General features: G+C 63.9%; 16 protein-coding genes. 7 read left to right on the top strand and 9 right to left on the bottom strand.

What is annotated here, in order from left to right:
• Positions 1–235 precede the first annotated feature (235 nt).
• Both ECTOBSL9_RS17910 and ECTOBSL9_RS17905 read left to right on the top strand, forming a co-directional pair.
• Positions 236–766, top strand: coding sequence for a protein YgfX (locus tag ECTOBSL9_RS17910; RefSeq protein WP_371258988.1), 531 nt, complete (start codon positions 236–238; stop codon positions 764–766).
• Entirely contained in the window at positions 756–1,154 is a 399-nt protein-coding gene (locus ECTOBSL9_RS17905) for a NifU family protein (RefSeq protein WP_371258987.1), read from the top strand. Before ECTOBSL9_RS17910 ends, ECTOBSL9_RS17905 begins: the two co-directional genes overlap by 11 nt.
• Positions 1,155–1,178: 24 nt before the next feature.
• Here the strand turns inward: ECTOBSL9_RS17905 and ECTOBSL9_RS15880 are convergent, their stop codons facing one another.
• From ECTOBSL9_RS15880 to ECTOBSL9_RS15855, 6 genes are all read right to left on the bottom strand, one after another.
• Positions 1,179–1,424 (bottom strand): succinate dehydrogenase assembly factor 2, encoded by a 246-nt coding sequence (locus ECTOBSL9_RS15880; RefSeq protein WP_063465873.1) that lies wholly within the window; start codon positions 1,422–1,424, stop codon positions 1,179–1,181.
• Positions 1,425–1,431: 7 nt separating this feature from the next.
• On the bottom strand, positions 1,432–2,214 hold the full coding sequence (locus ECTOBSL9_RS15875) for a succinate dehydrogenase iron-sulfur subunit (RefSeq protein ID WP_063465872.1): 783 nt from the start codon (positions 2,212–2,214) through the stop codon (positions 1,432–1,434).
• Between the two features lie 27 nt (positions 2,215–2,241).
• Positions 2,242–4,032: a succinate dehydrogenase flavoprotein subunit gene (gene sdhA, locus ECTOBSL9_RS15870; protein ID WP_063465871.1), complete on the bottom strand. Its 1,791-nt coding sequence runs from the start codon at positions 4,030–4,032 to the stop codon at positions 2,242–2,244.
• A gap of 3 nt (positions 4,033–4,035) precedes the next feature.
• On the bottom strand, positions 4,036–4,416 hold the full coding sequence (sdhD, locus tag ECTOBSL9_RS15865; protein WP_063465870.1) for a succinate dehydrogenase, hydrophobic membrane anchor protein: 381 nt from the start codon (positions 4,414–4,416) through the stop codon (positions 4,036–4,038).
• Positions 4,417–4,430: 14 nt separating this feature from the next.
• Complete coding sequence (gene sdhC / locus ECTOBSL9_RS15860) at positions 4,431–4,811, bottom strand: succinate dehydrogenase, cytochrome b556 subunit (RefSeq protein WP_063465869.1); 381 nt, start codon at positions 4,809–4,811, stop codon at positions 4,431–4,433.
• 284 nt (positions 4,812–5,095) lie between these two features.
• Complete coding sequence (locus ECTOBSL9_RS15855) at positions 5,096–6,730, bottom strand: alpha-D-glucose phosphate-specific phosphoglucomutase (protein WP_063465868.1); 1,635 nt, start codon at positions 6,728–6,730, stop codon at positions 5,096–5,098.
• A gap of 80 nt (positions 6,731–6,810) precedes the next feature.
• Here ECTOBSL9_RS15855 and ECTOBSL9_RS15850 point away from each other — a divergent pair, with 80 nt between their 5' ends.
• The 4 genes from ECTOBSL9_RS15850 (at position 6,811) to iscU (ending at position 9,573) form a co-directional block, all read left to right on the top strand.
• Positions 6,811–7,263 (top strand): DUF1249 domain-containing protein, encoded by a 453-nt coding sequence (locus ECTOBSL9_RS15850; protein WP_063465867.1) that lies wholly within the window; start codon positions 6,811–6,813, stop codon positions 7,261–7,263.
• A gap of 126 nt (positions 7,264–7,389) precedes the next feature.
• Complete coding sequence (locus tag ECTOBSL9_RS15845) at positions 7,390–7,872, top strand: Fe-S cluster assembly transcription factor (protein ID WP_063465866.1); 483 nt, start codon at positions 7,390–7,392, stop codon at positions 7,870–7,872.
• 9 nt (positions 7,873–7,881) lie between these two features.
• Entirely contained in the window at positions 7,882–9,102 is a 1,221-nt protein-coding gene (locus tag ECTOBSL9_RS15840; RefSeq protein ID WP_063465865.1) for an IscS subfamily cysteine desulfurase, read from the top strand.
• A gap of 36 nt (positions 9,103–9,138) precedes the next feature.
• On the top strand, positions 9,139–9,573 hold the full coding sequence (iscU, locus tag ECTOBSL9_RS15835) for a Fe-S cluster assembly scaffold IscU (RefSeq protein ID WP_063465864.1): 435 nt from the start codon (positions 9,139–9,141) through the stop codon (positions 9,571–9,573).
• Between the two features lie 79 nt (positions 9,574–9,652).
• Here iscU and ECTOBSL9_RS15830 read toward each other — a convergent pair whose 3' ends face one another.
• From ECTOBSL9_RS15830 to ECTOBSL9_RS15820, 3 genes are read right to left on the bottom strand one after another with little or no spacing between them, the layout of a single operon-like run.
• The gene (locus ECTOBSL9_RS15830) at positions 9,653–11,671 is read right to left on the bottom strand and encodes a DUF3488 and transglutaminase-like domain-containing protein (RefSeq protein WP_240481012.1); all 2,019 of its coding nucleotides are present in this window, start codon (positions 11,669–11,671) and stop codon (positions 9,653–9,655) included.
• Entirely contained in the window at positions 11,668–12,666 is a 999-nt protein-coding gene (locus ECTOBSL9_RS15825) for a DUF58 domain-containing protein (protein ID WP_063465862.1), read from the bottom strand. The genes ECTOBSL9_RS15830 and ECTOBSL9_RS15825 overlap by 4 nt, the downstream gene beginning before the upstream one ends.
• Position 12,667: 1 nt before the next feature.
• A complete protein-coding gene (locus ECTOBSL9_RS15820; RefSeq protein WP_063465861.1) occupies positions 12,668–13,609 on the bottom strand; it encodes a MoxR family ATPase in 942 nt (313 codons plus the stop codon).
• Positions 13,610–13,801: 192 nt separating this feature from the next.
• Here ECTOBSL9_RS15820 and ECTOBSL9_RS15815 point away from each other — a divergent pair, with 192 nt between their 5' ends.
• Positions 13,802–14,785 carry an MDR family oxidoreductase gene (locus ECTOBSL9_RS15815; RefSeq protein ID WP_063465860.1) on the top strand — a complete coding sequence of 328 codons (984 nt, stop codon included), beginning with the start codon at positions 13,802–13,804 and terminating at the stop codon, positions 14,783–14,785.
• Positions 14,786–14,798 lie beyond the last annotated feature (13 nt).

Below are 14,798 nucleotides of genomic sequence, written 5' to 3'. Positions count from 1 at the left end.
TGATGCTATCCGGCATGCACATTATGCACAAGAATCGCCACTTATGCTGCACCCTGATTCACTTTAACTGGTTGTTGGCCCAGTAAAAAGATAAGGTATGATGCATCCCCCCTCAGGGCGTTCCCGTGGGTGTTCATGCCAGGCGAAACCGGCCGCCCCATGATGGCTGGGTTCCCGGACTCCGCATGGGGACATTGCGCGGGGGGGCTTCGAGTGTCAACAGGGATGATTGATCATGGACAGGAAGCAGGAGAATAAAGCCCTTTGCGTGACGGTCGGTCGCTCGCTGAGGCTGCGGATGGTGATGGGCGCCATGTATGTGGCGGCTGCGGGAGCGGTGCTCATCAGTGGCACCCCAGGTTTTGTGAAGGCAGGGCTGCTGCTCTTGCTGGTGGGCAGTATCCTGATGGCTTGGGTCGGGCATCGTCAGGTACGTGCTGGAACGATCGAGGCGCTGGGGTGTGATGGGGATGGGCAATGGTGGATAAGACAGGCTGGCGATGAGCAAATGTCGGTGTGCATGCTGCCAGACACGGTGGTGCTCCCCTGGCTGGTGTTGTTGTCCATGCGCTGTGAGCGGGGCCGTTATCATCGTCTGCCGCTGATGGCAGACGCTATGGATGCGGACGATCTTCGACGTCTCAGGGTGCGACTCAGGGCCGGGGTTGCGAGTCCGTCCGTGGTGACGTCAAGGGGGCGCGTGGTGGCGATATTGAATCGACTGACAAGCCGGTGGGCCCGGCGGGAGGGTGTTGATGGCGGATGATCCCAAGCCCCTGGAGGCGTTACTGCATCCCGACCCCGGTCATGTGTACACGGAGGCGGAACTGGACGCCATCGAAGAGGTGGATGCTGAACTGGCCCTGCGCCTGGATCGCGCTCAGACCATGGCAGCCCGGGAGCGGGAAGTCCTGCCCGCCGAGGGGCCTGTGGACCCCGAGCAGGTGGCCCAGGCAGTGGAGGAGGCACGGCGCATCCTGATGCAGGATGGTGGCGATATCGAGTTGGTGGGCATTGATGAGCGCACCGTACGGGTTCGCCTCAAGGGCGCCTGCGTGGGTTGCCCCCGATCTGCCCTGGACCTCAAGCAGGTGGTGGAGCGCCTGGTGCGCGCCCGCGTCCCTGGCGTGGCCCAGGTGGTCAACACCTTCTGACCCGAGCCCCCTGTGGGGGCGGCCTCAGCGCTTGAGGAAAGCCTCCCGCACCCGGCTGACCATGTCCCTGACCTCCTCCACTTCCACTGGCTCGCCATAGAGCAACCAGCGCTGCAGATCATCATCCTGCTGATCCAGTACCTGCTCAAAACGGGCCAGGTCCTCGGCGCACAGCGTCTCCCCCTGGGCGAGCACGAAGCCCTCCAGCATCAGGTCCAGCTCCTTGGTGCCGCGCCGGCAACGCCAGCGCAGTCGAGACAGTTCACTCATGCCCGCATCACTTGCGCAAGACCATCTTTTTCTTGATTTCCGCAATCGCCAGGGCCGGGTTGAGGCCCTTGGGGCAGGTGCGGGTACAGTTCATGATGGTATGGCAACGATAGAGCTTGAAGGGATCTTCCAGCTCATCCAGACGCTCGCCGGTGGCCTCATCGCGGCTATCCACGATCCAGCGCTGGGCCTGCAGCAGGATGGCCGGACCCAGATAGCGGTCGCCGTTCCACCAGTAACTGGGGCAGGAGGTGGAGCAGCAGGCGCACAGGATGCACTCGTACAGACCGTCCAGCTTGGCCCGGTCCTCCACCGACTGCAGGCGCTCCTTGTCCGGGGGCGGCGGAGTCTGAGTGCGGATCCAGGGCTTGATGGAGGCGTACTGGGCATAAAAGTGGGTCATGTCCGGGATCAGGTCCTTGACCACGTTCATGTGCGGCAGCGGGTAGATGCGCACATCGCCCTTGATGTCCTCAATGGCCTTGGTACAGGCCAGGGTGTTGGTGCCATCGATGTTCATGGCACAGGAGCCGCAGATACCCTCGCGGCAGGAACGGCGGAAGGACAGGGTGGGGTCGATCTCGTCCTTGATCTTGATGATGGCGTCCAGAACCATCGGGCCACAGGCATCCAGATCCACCTCGTAGGTGTCCAGACGCGGGTTCTCGTCGTTGTCCGGGTTCCAGCGATAGATCACGAAACGCTTGATATTGGTGCTGGAGGCACCCTCGGCCTTGAAGGTCTTGCCCTTTTGCACCCGGGATTTGATGGGCAGTATGAACTGAGCCATGGTCTTGCGTTCTCCTGAATCCGGGGATCAGTAGACCCGTGCCTTGGGGGGCACGACGTCCACATCGTCGCTGAGGGTGTACAAATGCACCGGGCGGTAGTCGAGGCGGACCTTGCCCTGTTCGTCCACCCAGGACAGGGTGTGCTTCATCCAGTTCTCGTCGTCCCGGTCGGGGCAGTCCTCGCGGGCATGGGCACCACGGCTCTCCGGGCGATTGACCGCCGAGCGGATGGTGCTCACGGCGCAGCCCAGCAGGTTTTCCAGCTCCAGGGTTTCCACCAGGTCCGAGTTCCAGATCAGGGAACGGTCGGTGACGCGCACATCGCCAAAGGCGGTGAAGACTTCGTCCATGCGTTCGCAGCCTTGCTGCAGGGTCTCGCCTGTGCGGAACACGGCGGCGTAGCGCTGCATGCACTGCTGCATGTCGTCGCGGATGGAAGCAGTGGAGCGCGCACCGTCGGCGAAGCGCAGGCGATCCAGGCGTTCCAGGGCCTTGTCGGCAGCACCATCGGGCAGCGGCTTCACAGCGGCGCCGATGTCACTGACGATCTCGGCGGCACGGATGGCAGCGGCACGGCCGAACACCACCAGGTCCAGCAGGGAGTTGGAACCCAGGCGGTTGGCACCATGCACCGAGACACAGGCCGCTTCGCCGATGGCCATGAGGCCGGGCACGATATGATCCGGGTTGCCATCCTTGAGGGTGACCACCTCGCCACGGTAGTTGGTGGGGATGCCGCCCATGTTGTAGTGCACCGTGGGCAGCACCGGGATGGGCTCCTTGGTCACGTCCACGCCGGCAAAGATGCGCGCGGTCTCGGCAATGCCTGGCAGGCGCTCGTTGATCACCTCGGGTCCCAGGTGCTCCAGATGCAGGTGGATGTGGTCCTGCTTGGCACCCACACCGCGGCCTTCGTTGATCTCCACGGTCATGGAGCGGGAGACCACGTCGCGGGAGGCCAGGTCCTTGGCGTTGGGGGCGTAGCGCTCCATGAAGCGCTCGCCCTTGGAATTGGTGAGATAGCCGCCCTCGCCGCGCACGCCCTCGGTGATCAGGCAGCCGGCGCCATAGACGCCGGTGGGGTGAAACTGCACGAATTCCATGTCCTGCATGGGCAGCCCGGCGCGCAGCGCCATGCCCATGCCGTCGCCGGTGCAGGTGTGGGCCGAGGTGCAGGAGAAATAGCTGCGCCCGTAGCCACCCGTGGCCAGCACCACCAGGTGGGCGTTGAAACGGTGCAGGGTGCCGTTCACCAGGTCCAGCGAGAGCACGCCGCGACAGGTGTCACCGTCCATGATCAGGTCGGTGGCAAAATGTTCGATGTAGAACTCGGCCTGATGGGCCAGGGCCTGCTGATACAGGGTGTGCAGGATGGCATGGCCCGTGCGGTCGGCGGCAGCACAGGTGCGCTGGGCGCGACCTTCACCGAAACGGGTGGTCATGCCGCCGAAGGGGCGCTGATAGATCTTGCCGTCCTCCGTGCGGGAGAAGGGCACGCCGTAGTGTTCCAGTTCGATGATCGCCGGGGCGGCCTCGCGGCACATGTACTCGATCGCGTCCTGGTCACCGAGCCAGTCGGAGCCCTTGACCGTGTCGTACATATGCCAGCGCCAGTCGTCCTCGCCCATGTTGCCCAGCGCAGCAGAGATGCCACCCTGTGCCGCCACCGTGTGGCTGCGGGTGGGGAAGACCTTGGTCACGCAGGCGGTCTTGAGGCCTTTTTCCGCCATGCCGAAGGTGGCCCGCAGGCCGGCCCCGCCGGCACCGACCACCACCACGTCGTAGGCATGGTCGATAATCTTGTAGTCGCCCTTCATCAATCAGCTCCCGAAAGCAATGCGCAGTATGGCGACGATCCCGGTGACCGCCAGCAGCAACATGAGGAATTGCATGGCAATGAGGCTCGCGAACTTCATGCCCTCACTGTGTACGTAGTCCTCGATGATCACCTGCAGCCCCAAGTAGGCATGGTGGAACAAGGCCCCCACGGTCAGGATCAGCAGAACAGTATTAAGCGGGTTGGCCACCCAGGCAGAGGTGGCTTCAAAGCCGGCGCCGGCCAGGCTCCCCAGGCTGAAGATCAGCCAGAGCATCAGCGGTACCATGGCGATGGAACTCACGCGCATGACGAACCAGTGATGAGTGCCGTCCTTTGCCGAACCCAGGCCGCGCGCCTGGCTCAATGGTGTGCGAAGACTCATGATGCTCTCCCCGATCAGATGAGTACGAAGATCCAGAAGATCGCCGTGAGAATGAGGGTGGCCACCAGCGCCAGGATGCCGCTCAGGTAGACCTGCTTGATCTCCAGACCGCGGCCGGTGTCCCAGATCAGGTGCCGGATGCCGGTGCCCAGGTGGTAGAACAGGGAGAGGGTTACACCGAACAGGACAAACAGCCCAAAGCCGCTATGCAGCAGGCCCTCGGCACGGGCAAAGGCCTCCGGGCCCGAGGCCAGGGAGACGAGCCAGTAGATGAGCAGAAGGCTGGCCAGGCTGAGGATGACACCGGTGGCGCGGTGCAGGATCGAGAGGACCGATGTCAGCTGCGGCTTGTACACCTGCAGATGGGGTGATAACGGTCGGTTATCGTTTGGCATGGATCGACGGCTCCGCCTGGGTGCGCCCGCTCAGGGGGCGGTTAACGGTGAATGCCTGTCCGCCCGTGGCGGCATGGCCGGGAGCGGGCGGGGCACAGCGTTCGCTTGAAGGTACTGAAGGGGTGGACGTGACCCGTCCCGGGGAGAGGTCCACGGGCGGGCATCCAGAATGTCGCGCTGCATCAAATCCGCTTATAGATAGCAGGTCTGCCGGCGCGCCGCAAGGCGAGGTTGTAAAATTCCCTTGGATTATATGCTTTTAGCCAAGCCCTGGGAGCGTTGGCTCAGGTGATGACGGTGGGTGCCTCGCGGCCCGTGTGTGCCTGGATGCCGGCAATCTCCTCGGCAATTCCGATCAGGGGAGCCAGGGCCTCCTGGGTGTCCTGACCGTGGCGGTCCGGATCGGCCTCGTAGCGCTCCACATACAGGCGCAGCGTGGCACCCGCCGTGCCGGTGCCGGAAAGCCGGAACACCAGCCGGGCGCCCTCATCGAACAGCACGCGCAGGCCCTGACCCTCGGCCACCGAGCCGTCCACCGGATCGGTGTAGGCAAAATCATCGGCCTGGGCCACGGTGAAGTCGCCGAAACGGCGGCCCTTGAGTGAGTCGAGCTGTTCGCGCACCTGATTCATGGCCGCCTCGGCCTGGGCCACGTCCACGCCCTCATGGTCGTGACGGGTGTAGAAGTTGCGCCCGAACTGGCGCCAGTGATCACGCACGATGTCCGCCACCGACTCACCGCGCACGGCCAGCAGATTGAGCCAGAACAGCACCGCCCACAGGCCGTCCTTCTCCCTTACGTGGTCCGATGAGGTACCAAAGCTCTCCTCGCCGCACAGGGTGGCCCGGCCAGCATCCAGCAGGTTGCCGAAGTACTTCCAGCCGGTGGGGGTCTCGAAGCACTCGATACCCATCTTTTCGGCCACCCGATCCGCTGCCTGGCTGGTGGGCATGGAGCGGGCGATGCCGCGGATGCCCTTGGCGTAGCCGGGCACATGATGGGCATTGGCGGCCAGCACCGCCAGGCTGTCGCTGGGGGTGACGAAGAATTGCCGGCCCAGGATCATGTTGCGATCGCCGTCGCCATCGGAGGCGGCGCCGAAGTCGGGGCCATCATCCTTGTACAGGGCGTCCACCAGGTCCTTGGCATGCACCAGATTGGGATCGGGATGTCCCTTGCCGAAATCCTCCAGGGGCTGGCCGTTCATCACCGTGCCGGCTGGCGCACCCAGCATGTCCTCGAGGATGCGTCGTGCGTAGGGGCCGGTCACCGCGTGCATGGCGTCAAAGCGCATGGAAAACCGGCCATCATCGAACAGGGCCTTCATGCGGTCGAAATCGAACCGGGACTGCATCAGTTCGGCATAGTCGTTTACCGAATCCACCACCGCCACCACCATGGGGCCGACAGTGGTGCGCCCGGGGGTGTCCAGGTCGATATCCGGGATGTCGGCGATGCGGTAATGGGTGATCTCGCAGGCCCGCTCATGGATCTCGCCGGTGACCTTTTCCGGAGCCGGGCCGCCGTTGGGGGTATTGAACTTGATGCCGAAGTCCTCGTCCGGCCCACCGGGGTTGTGGCTGGCGGAGAGAATGAGGCCGCCCTGTGTTGCGAATTTACGGATCAGGCAGGAGGCGGCGGGCGTGGACAGGATGCCACCCTGACCGACGATGACCCGGGCCACCCCATTGGCCAGGGCCATGCGCAGGATGATCTGGATGGCCTCGCGGTTGAAATAACGGCCGTCCCCCCCCAAAACCAGCACACCGCCCTTGAGGCTGGGGCGCACGTCGAACACCGCCTGGACGAAGTTTTCCAGGTAGTGGGGCTGCCTGAAGACCTTCACTTTCTTGCGCAGACCGGAGGTGCCCGGTTTCTGGTCGGAGAAGGGGGTGGTTTGCACACGATGGATCTTCATGGACACGGGCCTTCCTGCATGAAATGTGGGGATAAAGTTAGCAAATACTGGGCGCCCTGTCCCTGTGCTAACATCCCGCCATGTTGCTCGAAGCCTCCAAACCCGCCTATCTGGATCCCATGCCCCGCAGCTTTGCGGCGCTGATGGATCTGTACGAGGTGAATTACATTCGCCTGAGGCAATTGTGCCCCGAGCCCCAGTCGCTGGATTCCCCCAGGGTGTCCAGTGTGCCCGGTGTCATGGATCTGCACCTGGAGGTGCTGGAGTGCTGCCCTTACACCACCACGCTGCTGCTGACCTATCACTTTGACGGCGATGCTGATCGTTCCACGCGCCGCAGTCCCAACCTGCGGGTAAGGGTGTATCACGATGCGCGGCAAGTGGAGGTGCTGGGTCGCCACAGCCGGCGTACCGACGAGGAGGTGAGCCTGGGCGATCACCCGGACTGGCAGGCCCTGCAGTGCCGCTGGCGTTTCAACCGCTTCCTCTTCAAGTGGCTGGGTTACTGCCTGCGGCAGGGGCATCGGTTCTGATGCCATCGCGGCATTTTTTTTCGCCCTAATTCTTGACTTGTCAGCTTGGTTATCGTAAAACCAGTCTAAATCCTGACTAAACAGCTCAGGAATTATGAAGCCTGACAACCGAGGAAGGGGCCTGTCATGAAACTCTCGACGAAAAGCCGCTATGCAGTGACCGCCATGCTGGACCTGGCCATCCATGACAAGATTGGCCCGGTGACACTGGCGGATATTTCCCAGTCCCAGGGGATCTCCCTGTCTTACCTGGAGCAACTCTTCGCCAAGCTGCGCAAGAACGGATTGGTGGAGGGGGTCCGTGGCCCGGGCGGCGGTTACCGACTGTCGCGGCCATCGGACGAAATCACCGTGGCGCGCATCATCACCGCCGTTGATGAAAACGTGAACATGACGCGCTGCGCCGGCAAGGGGACCTGCCAGGATGGTGAGCGTTGCCTCACCCATCAGCTGTGGGATGACCTGAGTGAGCAGCTGTACAGCTTCCTGGATGGCATCACGCTGGATCAGTTCTCCAACCGTCCGGAGGTGCAGCAGGTGGCTCAACGTCAGGATGCCCAGCACCAGCGCGCCCACCACCACTTCATTTTCCGCCGCACCGCCGCTTGAGGAGGAACCATGGCCTTGCAACTGCCCATTTATCTGGATTACGCCGCCACCACGCCCATGGACGAGCGAGTGGCAGAGACCATGAGCCGTTTTCTCACTCGCGAGGGGACCTTCGGTAACCCGGCCTCCCGCTCTCACAGTTTCGGGTGGGAGTCCGAGCAGGCCGTGGAACAGGCCCGGGAGCATGTGGCCGCCCTGGTGGGAGCCGACCCGCGGGAAATCATCTGGACCAGTGGCGCCACCGAGGCCGACAACCTGGCGATCAAGGGAGCTGCCCACTTCTATCAGAAGAAGGGGCGACACATCATTACCCTGAAGACCGAACACAAGGCCGTGCTGGATTCCTGTCGTCAACTGGAACGGGAAGGCTTCGAAGTGACCTACCTGGAGCCGGAACCCAGCGGTCTGCTGGATCTGGACAAGCTGGAGGCTGCCCTTCGTGATGACACGGTCCTGGTGTCCATCATGCATGTGAACAACGAGATCGGTGTCATTCAGGACCTTGAGGCCATTGGCAACCTCACCCGGTCACGGGGCATCGTCTTCCATGTGGATGCCGCCCAGTCCACTGGCAAGGTGGAGCTGGACCTTTCCAGATTGCCTGTGGATCTCATGAGCTTCTCCGCCCACAAGACCTATGGCCCCAAGGGGGTGGGAGCCTTGTATGTCTCCCGTAAGCCGCGAGTGCGTCTCGAGGCCCAGATGCATGGTGGCGGTCACGAGCGGGGCCTGCGCTCCGGCACCCTGGCGACCCATCAGATTGTGGGCATGGGGGAGGCTTTCCGTATCGCTCGCGAAGAGATGGGGGCTGAAAATGAGCGTCTGCGCATGCTGCGCGATCGCCTCTGGGCAGGCCTGTCGGAGATGGATGAGGTCTATCTCAACGGTGACCTGGAAAGCCGCGTGGCCGGCAACCTGAACGTGTCCTTCAACTTCGTGGAGGGCGAGAGTCTGATCATGGCCCTGAAGGACATCGCCGTGTCCTCGGGTTCGGCCTGTACCAGCGCCAGCCTGGAGCCGTCTTACGTGTTGCGCGCCCTGGGGCGGGATGATGAGTTGGCGCACAGTTCCATCCGCTTCTCCGTGGGGCGTTACACCACCGTGGAGGAAGTGGACCATACGATCTCGCTGGTCAAGTCGGCGGTGCAGAAACTGCGCGACCTGTCTCCCCTGTGGGAGATGCACCAGGAGGGGATCGACCTGAAATCTGTGGAGTGGGTGGCCCATTGAGGCCTGACACACGCACGAACGAAGAGGTGAAAGAACATGGCCTACAGCGACAAAGTGCTTGACCACTATGAGAATCCCCGCAACGTGGGGGCAATGGACAAGAGCGATACCTCCGTGGGTACCGGTATGGTGGGTGCCCCCGCCTGCGGCGACGTGATGAAATTGCAGATCAAGGTGAATGACGTCGGCGTGATCGAGGACGCCAAGTTCAAGACCTATGGTTGCGGATCAGCCATTGCCAGCTCCAGCCTGCTCACCGAGTGGGTGAAGGGCAAGACCCTGGAAGAGGCGGGTTCCATCAAGAACACGCAGATCGCAGAAGAACTGGCCCTGCCACCGGTGAAGATCCACTGTTCGGTGCTGGCCGAGGATGCCATCAAGGCAGCCATTGATGATTACCGCCGCAAGGGTGGTCCCGCCATCGGGGTGGGGGAACCCGCCGCACCGGAGGGGGAGCGGATTCCGGCGTAGACTGACACTCCTTGCCTGTCCCGCCCTCACCCCAGCCCCTCTCCTTAAAAAGGAGAGGGGCTTTAACCGGTTCTCCCCACTACCGCTTCGGTCGCACCTGTCTCAACAGCCGCCGCAAACCGTTGAACCGTTCCGGATCAGGCCGACTGCCGTACCTCAGTGCCACATATTCCCGCGTGAAGGCCATCACCGGTTTCGCAAGATCAGGACGTTCCCGACTGACCCGCTGCGCGAATGCCATCGGTGGCTCATGGGCAGCTCGCACGAACCCCCAACGGCCCAGGCGTCGGCAAAAGCGCCGATAGACCAGCGACAAGGGGTCGGCCACCGGCAAGCGGTTGCGCCACAGGAAGATGGCCGCGAACATCAGCACCACCAGCCCGATCAGCACCACCATCAGGGTGATCATCCCGCGCCAGTCCAGGCGGCCCAGGCCGAGGCGTTCCAGCAGTTCCGCCTGACGCTCCGGCCCGAAGGCCAGCACCCAGCCACTCCAGTAGTAATCGAGACTGTCCCGCCACAACTCGAACTGCAGGCGGATGGCCCCCCAGTCCAGACTGCGCAGCATGTAGTCCGGCAGGCCCGCATCGTCGGACAGGGCGGCGCGCACCCCCTGTTCGATGCGCTCCGGCGCCACGGCGGCCGTGGGGTCCACACGGACCCAGCCTCGATCCTCCAGCCACACCTCCGCCCAGGCATGGGCATCCGACTGACGGATCAGCAGATAATCCCCCATGCGGTTGTATTCCCCTCCCTGATAGCCCGTGACCACCCGCGCCGGAATGCCGGCGGCGCGCATCAGCACCACGAAGGCGCTGGCATAGTGCTCACAAAAGCCCGCCCGTGACTCGAACAGGAATTGATCCACCGGGTCCCGTGGCAGGCGCGGCGGCGAGAGGGTGTAGAAGAAAGGCTCCTGGTTGAAGTAACTCAGGGCTGCCCCGACCAGTGCACCATCCTCCTCGTGCGCCTCCCGCCAGCCCTGGGCCAGCGCCCGTGCCCGCGGTGCCGTGTCATCGGGTAGCGCCAGGGCCGCACTGCGCCGGCGGTCACTCAGTACCGGCTCCAGGGGCAGGTCGGGCAGGGAGGACACACTGTATTGAATCAGACTGCGCACGGGGCGCCGGGACACCAGATCGTGATCAGCGGTCATGCGGGCGTCCTGGGGCGTGGTCAGGGGAATATCCAGGGCCAGCAGCCAGCGTCCGTCATGGGGCTCCAGATTGACCGTGTAGGTAAAAGTGTCGTCTTCATCGATGGCCACGGGCTGGGGCGGCGCCTCGCCCCGGTCACGACCGAAGCGCCAGGTGCGGCCGTCGTACTCCCAGAACACCGGGCCGCGCCAATAGCGCAGATTCTGGTCCGGGATGTCTCCGGCAAAGGACACCCGAAAGGCCGGGGCATCGGATTGCAGCAAGTCACTGATGGAGCCGGGCGACATGCTGTCGGACAGCCCGGTGATGCCGGCGGATTCATCCTGGGGCATGCCCCACAGCGGCCCGGGCAGGCGTGGAAACAGCAGGAACAGGATGATCATCAGGGGCAGGGCCTGGGCCAGCATCAGACCCGCCAGGGAGAGGGATTCCCGCCAGGGCTGGGCGCCATCGCCGGCATTGAGTCGCACCAGGGCGGCGGTGGTGGCGAAGACCGCCGCCACCATATACAGGGCCAGCGGGATCTCCTGGGAATAGAAGAAATTGGTGATCACCACGAAATAACCCAGGAAGATGCCCAGCATGGCGTCCCGGAAGCCGCGCGTCTCCAGCAACTTCAGGCCCGTCATCAGGATCAGCAGGGCCACCCCCGCATCGCGCCCGAACAGGGTGCCGTATTGAGTGACCACCAGACCGGTGGCGACCAGGGTGAGCAGTACCAGCAGCCAGCGGCCCGGCATGGGCATGCGACCCCAATGGGCCAGCGCCCGCCAGCCCATGGCCAGCGCCGCCATGGCCACCACCCAGGGCGGCTGGTTGAACAGGTGCGGCAGCATGGCAAAACACAGGGCGAAGATCAGCCAGGGCAACGCATTCGAGCGTTGCGGCAGGCGTTCCTCCCGGGGCAGGGCGAACATGGCGGGAGCGGGTGTGAACAGTCTCATGGACTTTCCCCCGCAGGCAGTGCGAAGCAGGCCAGTTGCTCCAGGCAGCGTTGTCGATGACGCTCGCCCGTGGCTGGCTCGATCTCCACTCCGGGCATGCGCAGACCAAAGCGCAATTTCTTGCGGTGGGCCTCCAGTACCAGGTGACAGAGCATGGAGAGACGGGTCTCCATGTCCGCGGCGGGCAGGCCTTCCCAGTCCAGCCAGGTCTGGCCGCCCTGTAGTTCGTGGAACTCTTTGGTGTACATGTCGCCGGTACGGGCCAGGGCCTTCCAGTCCAGTCGCCGGGGAGAATCCCCAGGTGCATACGCCCGCACCCCGGTGAACTCTTCACCTGCCCGGTTGCGGGTGGTTTGCGGTTCGGTGTCTTCACCGTCGCCGCTGAGTGTCTGTTCAACCGGGATCGGCTGCGGATAGACCAGCACGGACTCGTCGAAATTGAGCCATGACCAGGCGCGGAACAGCCCCAGGGGGTAGCGGGTATGCAGCCGCAGTCGGCCCGGTCGCAGTACACCGCGCCGCCGTGCCCGCAGGTTCAGGGTGACCGGGGTGTGTTCCCGGGCGTTGACCGCGAACTCGATGGGAGATTGTTCCGGGGCCTCCAGCAGCAACCCGCGCCGCGATACCCGGCTGGGGTTGTCTACCGTGTAGGTGAACTGCGCGGTCTGCCCGGCAAAGACCGGCGTGGCCGGCTGACGGGTGATGCGCAGGCCGAGCAGGTTGCGGTGGGTGTGCCACATGGCATTGGCTCCCAGGGCGGCCAGCAGGAAGGTGAGCATGAAGGCCATGCTGTTGCTGTAGTTGATGGCCCCCAGCAGCATCACCACCAGCACCATGGCAAAGGTATACCCCTGACGGGTGGGCAGGATGTAGATGCAGCGCCTATCCAGGGTGAGTTGCCGACCCTCGGGGCGCTGGCGCCGGGTGATCCAGCGGATTGCCCTCTCTCTGAGCCCCTGATGAGTGCGACCAAACCAGGCAGTGGCAGTCTTCATGTCAGGGTACCGGGACCGCCTCGATCAGGCCCTGAATCACCTGCGCCGGGGCCATGGTGGGGGATTCCACCAGGCGCAGCCGGTGTCCGGCCACCGAGGGCAGGATGGCCTGCACGTCCTCGGGCACCACATGGTCCCGGTGATTCACCAGCGCCCAGGCCTGACAGGCCCGCATCAGTGCCAGGCCCGCTCGCGGGGACAGACCCATCTGATAAAGGCCTGGCTGACGGGAATGGGCGATCAGGGCCTGGACGTAATCCAGCAGGGCGTCGGAGACGTGAACCTGCGCCACCTGCTCCTGAAGTTGCATCAGTTGGCCGTCTTCCAGTTGCGCCGGCAACTCCTCCAGCAGTTCGCGCCGGTCCCGCCCCCGCAACAGGGCCCGCTCCGCACGGGCATCGGGATAGCCCACATGAATCCGCATGAGGAACCGATCCATCTGGGACTCTGGCAAGGGGAAGGTGCCGATCTGCTCCTGGGGGTTCTGGGTGGCGATGACGAAGAAGGGTTCCGGCAAACGCCGGGTCACCCCCTCTGCGGTGACCTGCTGTTCCTCCATGGCCTCCAGCAGGGCGCTTTGTGACTTGGGCGTGGCACGGTTGATCTCGTCCGCCAGGATCAGTTGGGAGAAGATCGGCCCCGGGTGAAACTCGAACCGCTGGCGCTCGCTGCTGAACATGGACACCCCCAGGATGTCGGCCGGCAGCAGATCGCTGGTGAACTGGATTCGCTGGAACTGCAGCCCCAGGGTGCGGGCCAGGCCATGGGCCAGGGTGGTCTTGCCCACCCCGGGCAGGTCCTCCACCAGCAGGTGCCCACGGGCCAGCAGGCAGGCCAGGGACAGGCGTACGGGGGTGGCCTTGCCGTAGATCACCGTATTGAGTTGATCCAGAACGGCGTCGATGCGGCCGGTCAGATCCGTGGGCTTTTCATGGGTAGTCACTGTGTATCCGTCCTCATGGTGTCTTCATCCATTCCAGCGGGATGAGAGCGCGGCACTGCTGTCCCGGTTCCTTCACCCAGAAGGTCATGGGAATATCCTCGGGGGGTTTTTCACACCATGACAGTCTGGCAAGCTGTCACGCCGGGTTCAATGCCTCGGCCCTTACACCCGCACCTTCGGAGGAAAACCGTCATGCATCGAGCCATTGTGCTGAACAAGAACGATGAAGGGGTCACCGCCAGTATCGAATCCCGGACAGATGCGGACCTGCCCGAGGGGGACGTGACTGTTCAGGTGGCCTATTCCACCCTGAACTACAAGGATGGCCTGGCCATCACCGGCAAGGCACCCGTGGTGCGGAAATACCCCATGGTGCCGGGGGTCGATTTTTCCGGAACAGTGGAATCCAGTGATCATCCGGGCTTCAAACCCGGTGACGAGGTGATCCTCAATGGCTGGGGGGTCGGCGAGGGGCATCCCGGTGGCATGAGTCAGAAGGCCCGAGTAAAGGGCGAATGGCTGGTGTCACTGCCCTCTGCGTTGTCCCTGCGCCGGGCCATGGCGGTGGGGACTGCCGGTTACACGGCCATGCTCTGCGTGCTGGCGCTGGTGCGCCAGGGCGTCACGCCGGACAAGGGGGATGTGCTGGTCACCGGTGCCAACGGCGGCGTGGGCAGCGTGGCAGTGGCACTACTGGCGGGCCGTGGCTTCAACGTGGTGGCCTCCACCGGCCGCACCGAGGAGGCGGATCACCTCAAGGCCCTGGGGGCATCTGAAGTGATCCACCGGGATGAACTCTCCGGCCCCGGGAAGCCGCTGGGCAAGACCCGCTGGGCGGCGGCGGTGGATACAGTGGGGAGTCAGACCCTGGCCAATGTACTTTCCACCACCCAGTACGGTGGCAGCGTGACCGCCTGCGGTCTGGCTCAGGGCATGGATCTGCCTGCCACGGTGGCCCCGTTCATCCTGCGGGGCGTGAATCTGCTGGGAGTGGACAGCGTCTATGCGCCCATGGAGCGTCGCCTGGAGGCCTGGGAGTGTCTGGCCACGGAACTGGACACGGATAAGCTGGAGGCCATGACCAGCGACGTGGGTCTGGACGACGTGATTCCCCTGGCGGAGAAGATCCTGGCGGGGCAGGTGCGCGGTCGTACTGTCATTGATGTGAATCGCTGAACCTGCCTCCGGG

This window comes from Ectothiorhodospira sp. BSL-9 (assembly GCF_001632845.1).
Classification (GTDB): Bacteria; Pseudomonadota; Gammaproteobacteria; order Ectothiorhodospirales; family Ectothiorhodospiraceae; genus Ectothiorhodospira.
This window is presented reverse-complemented; position numbering and strand designations above follow the sequence as displayed.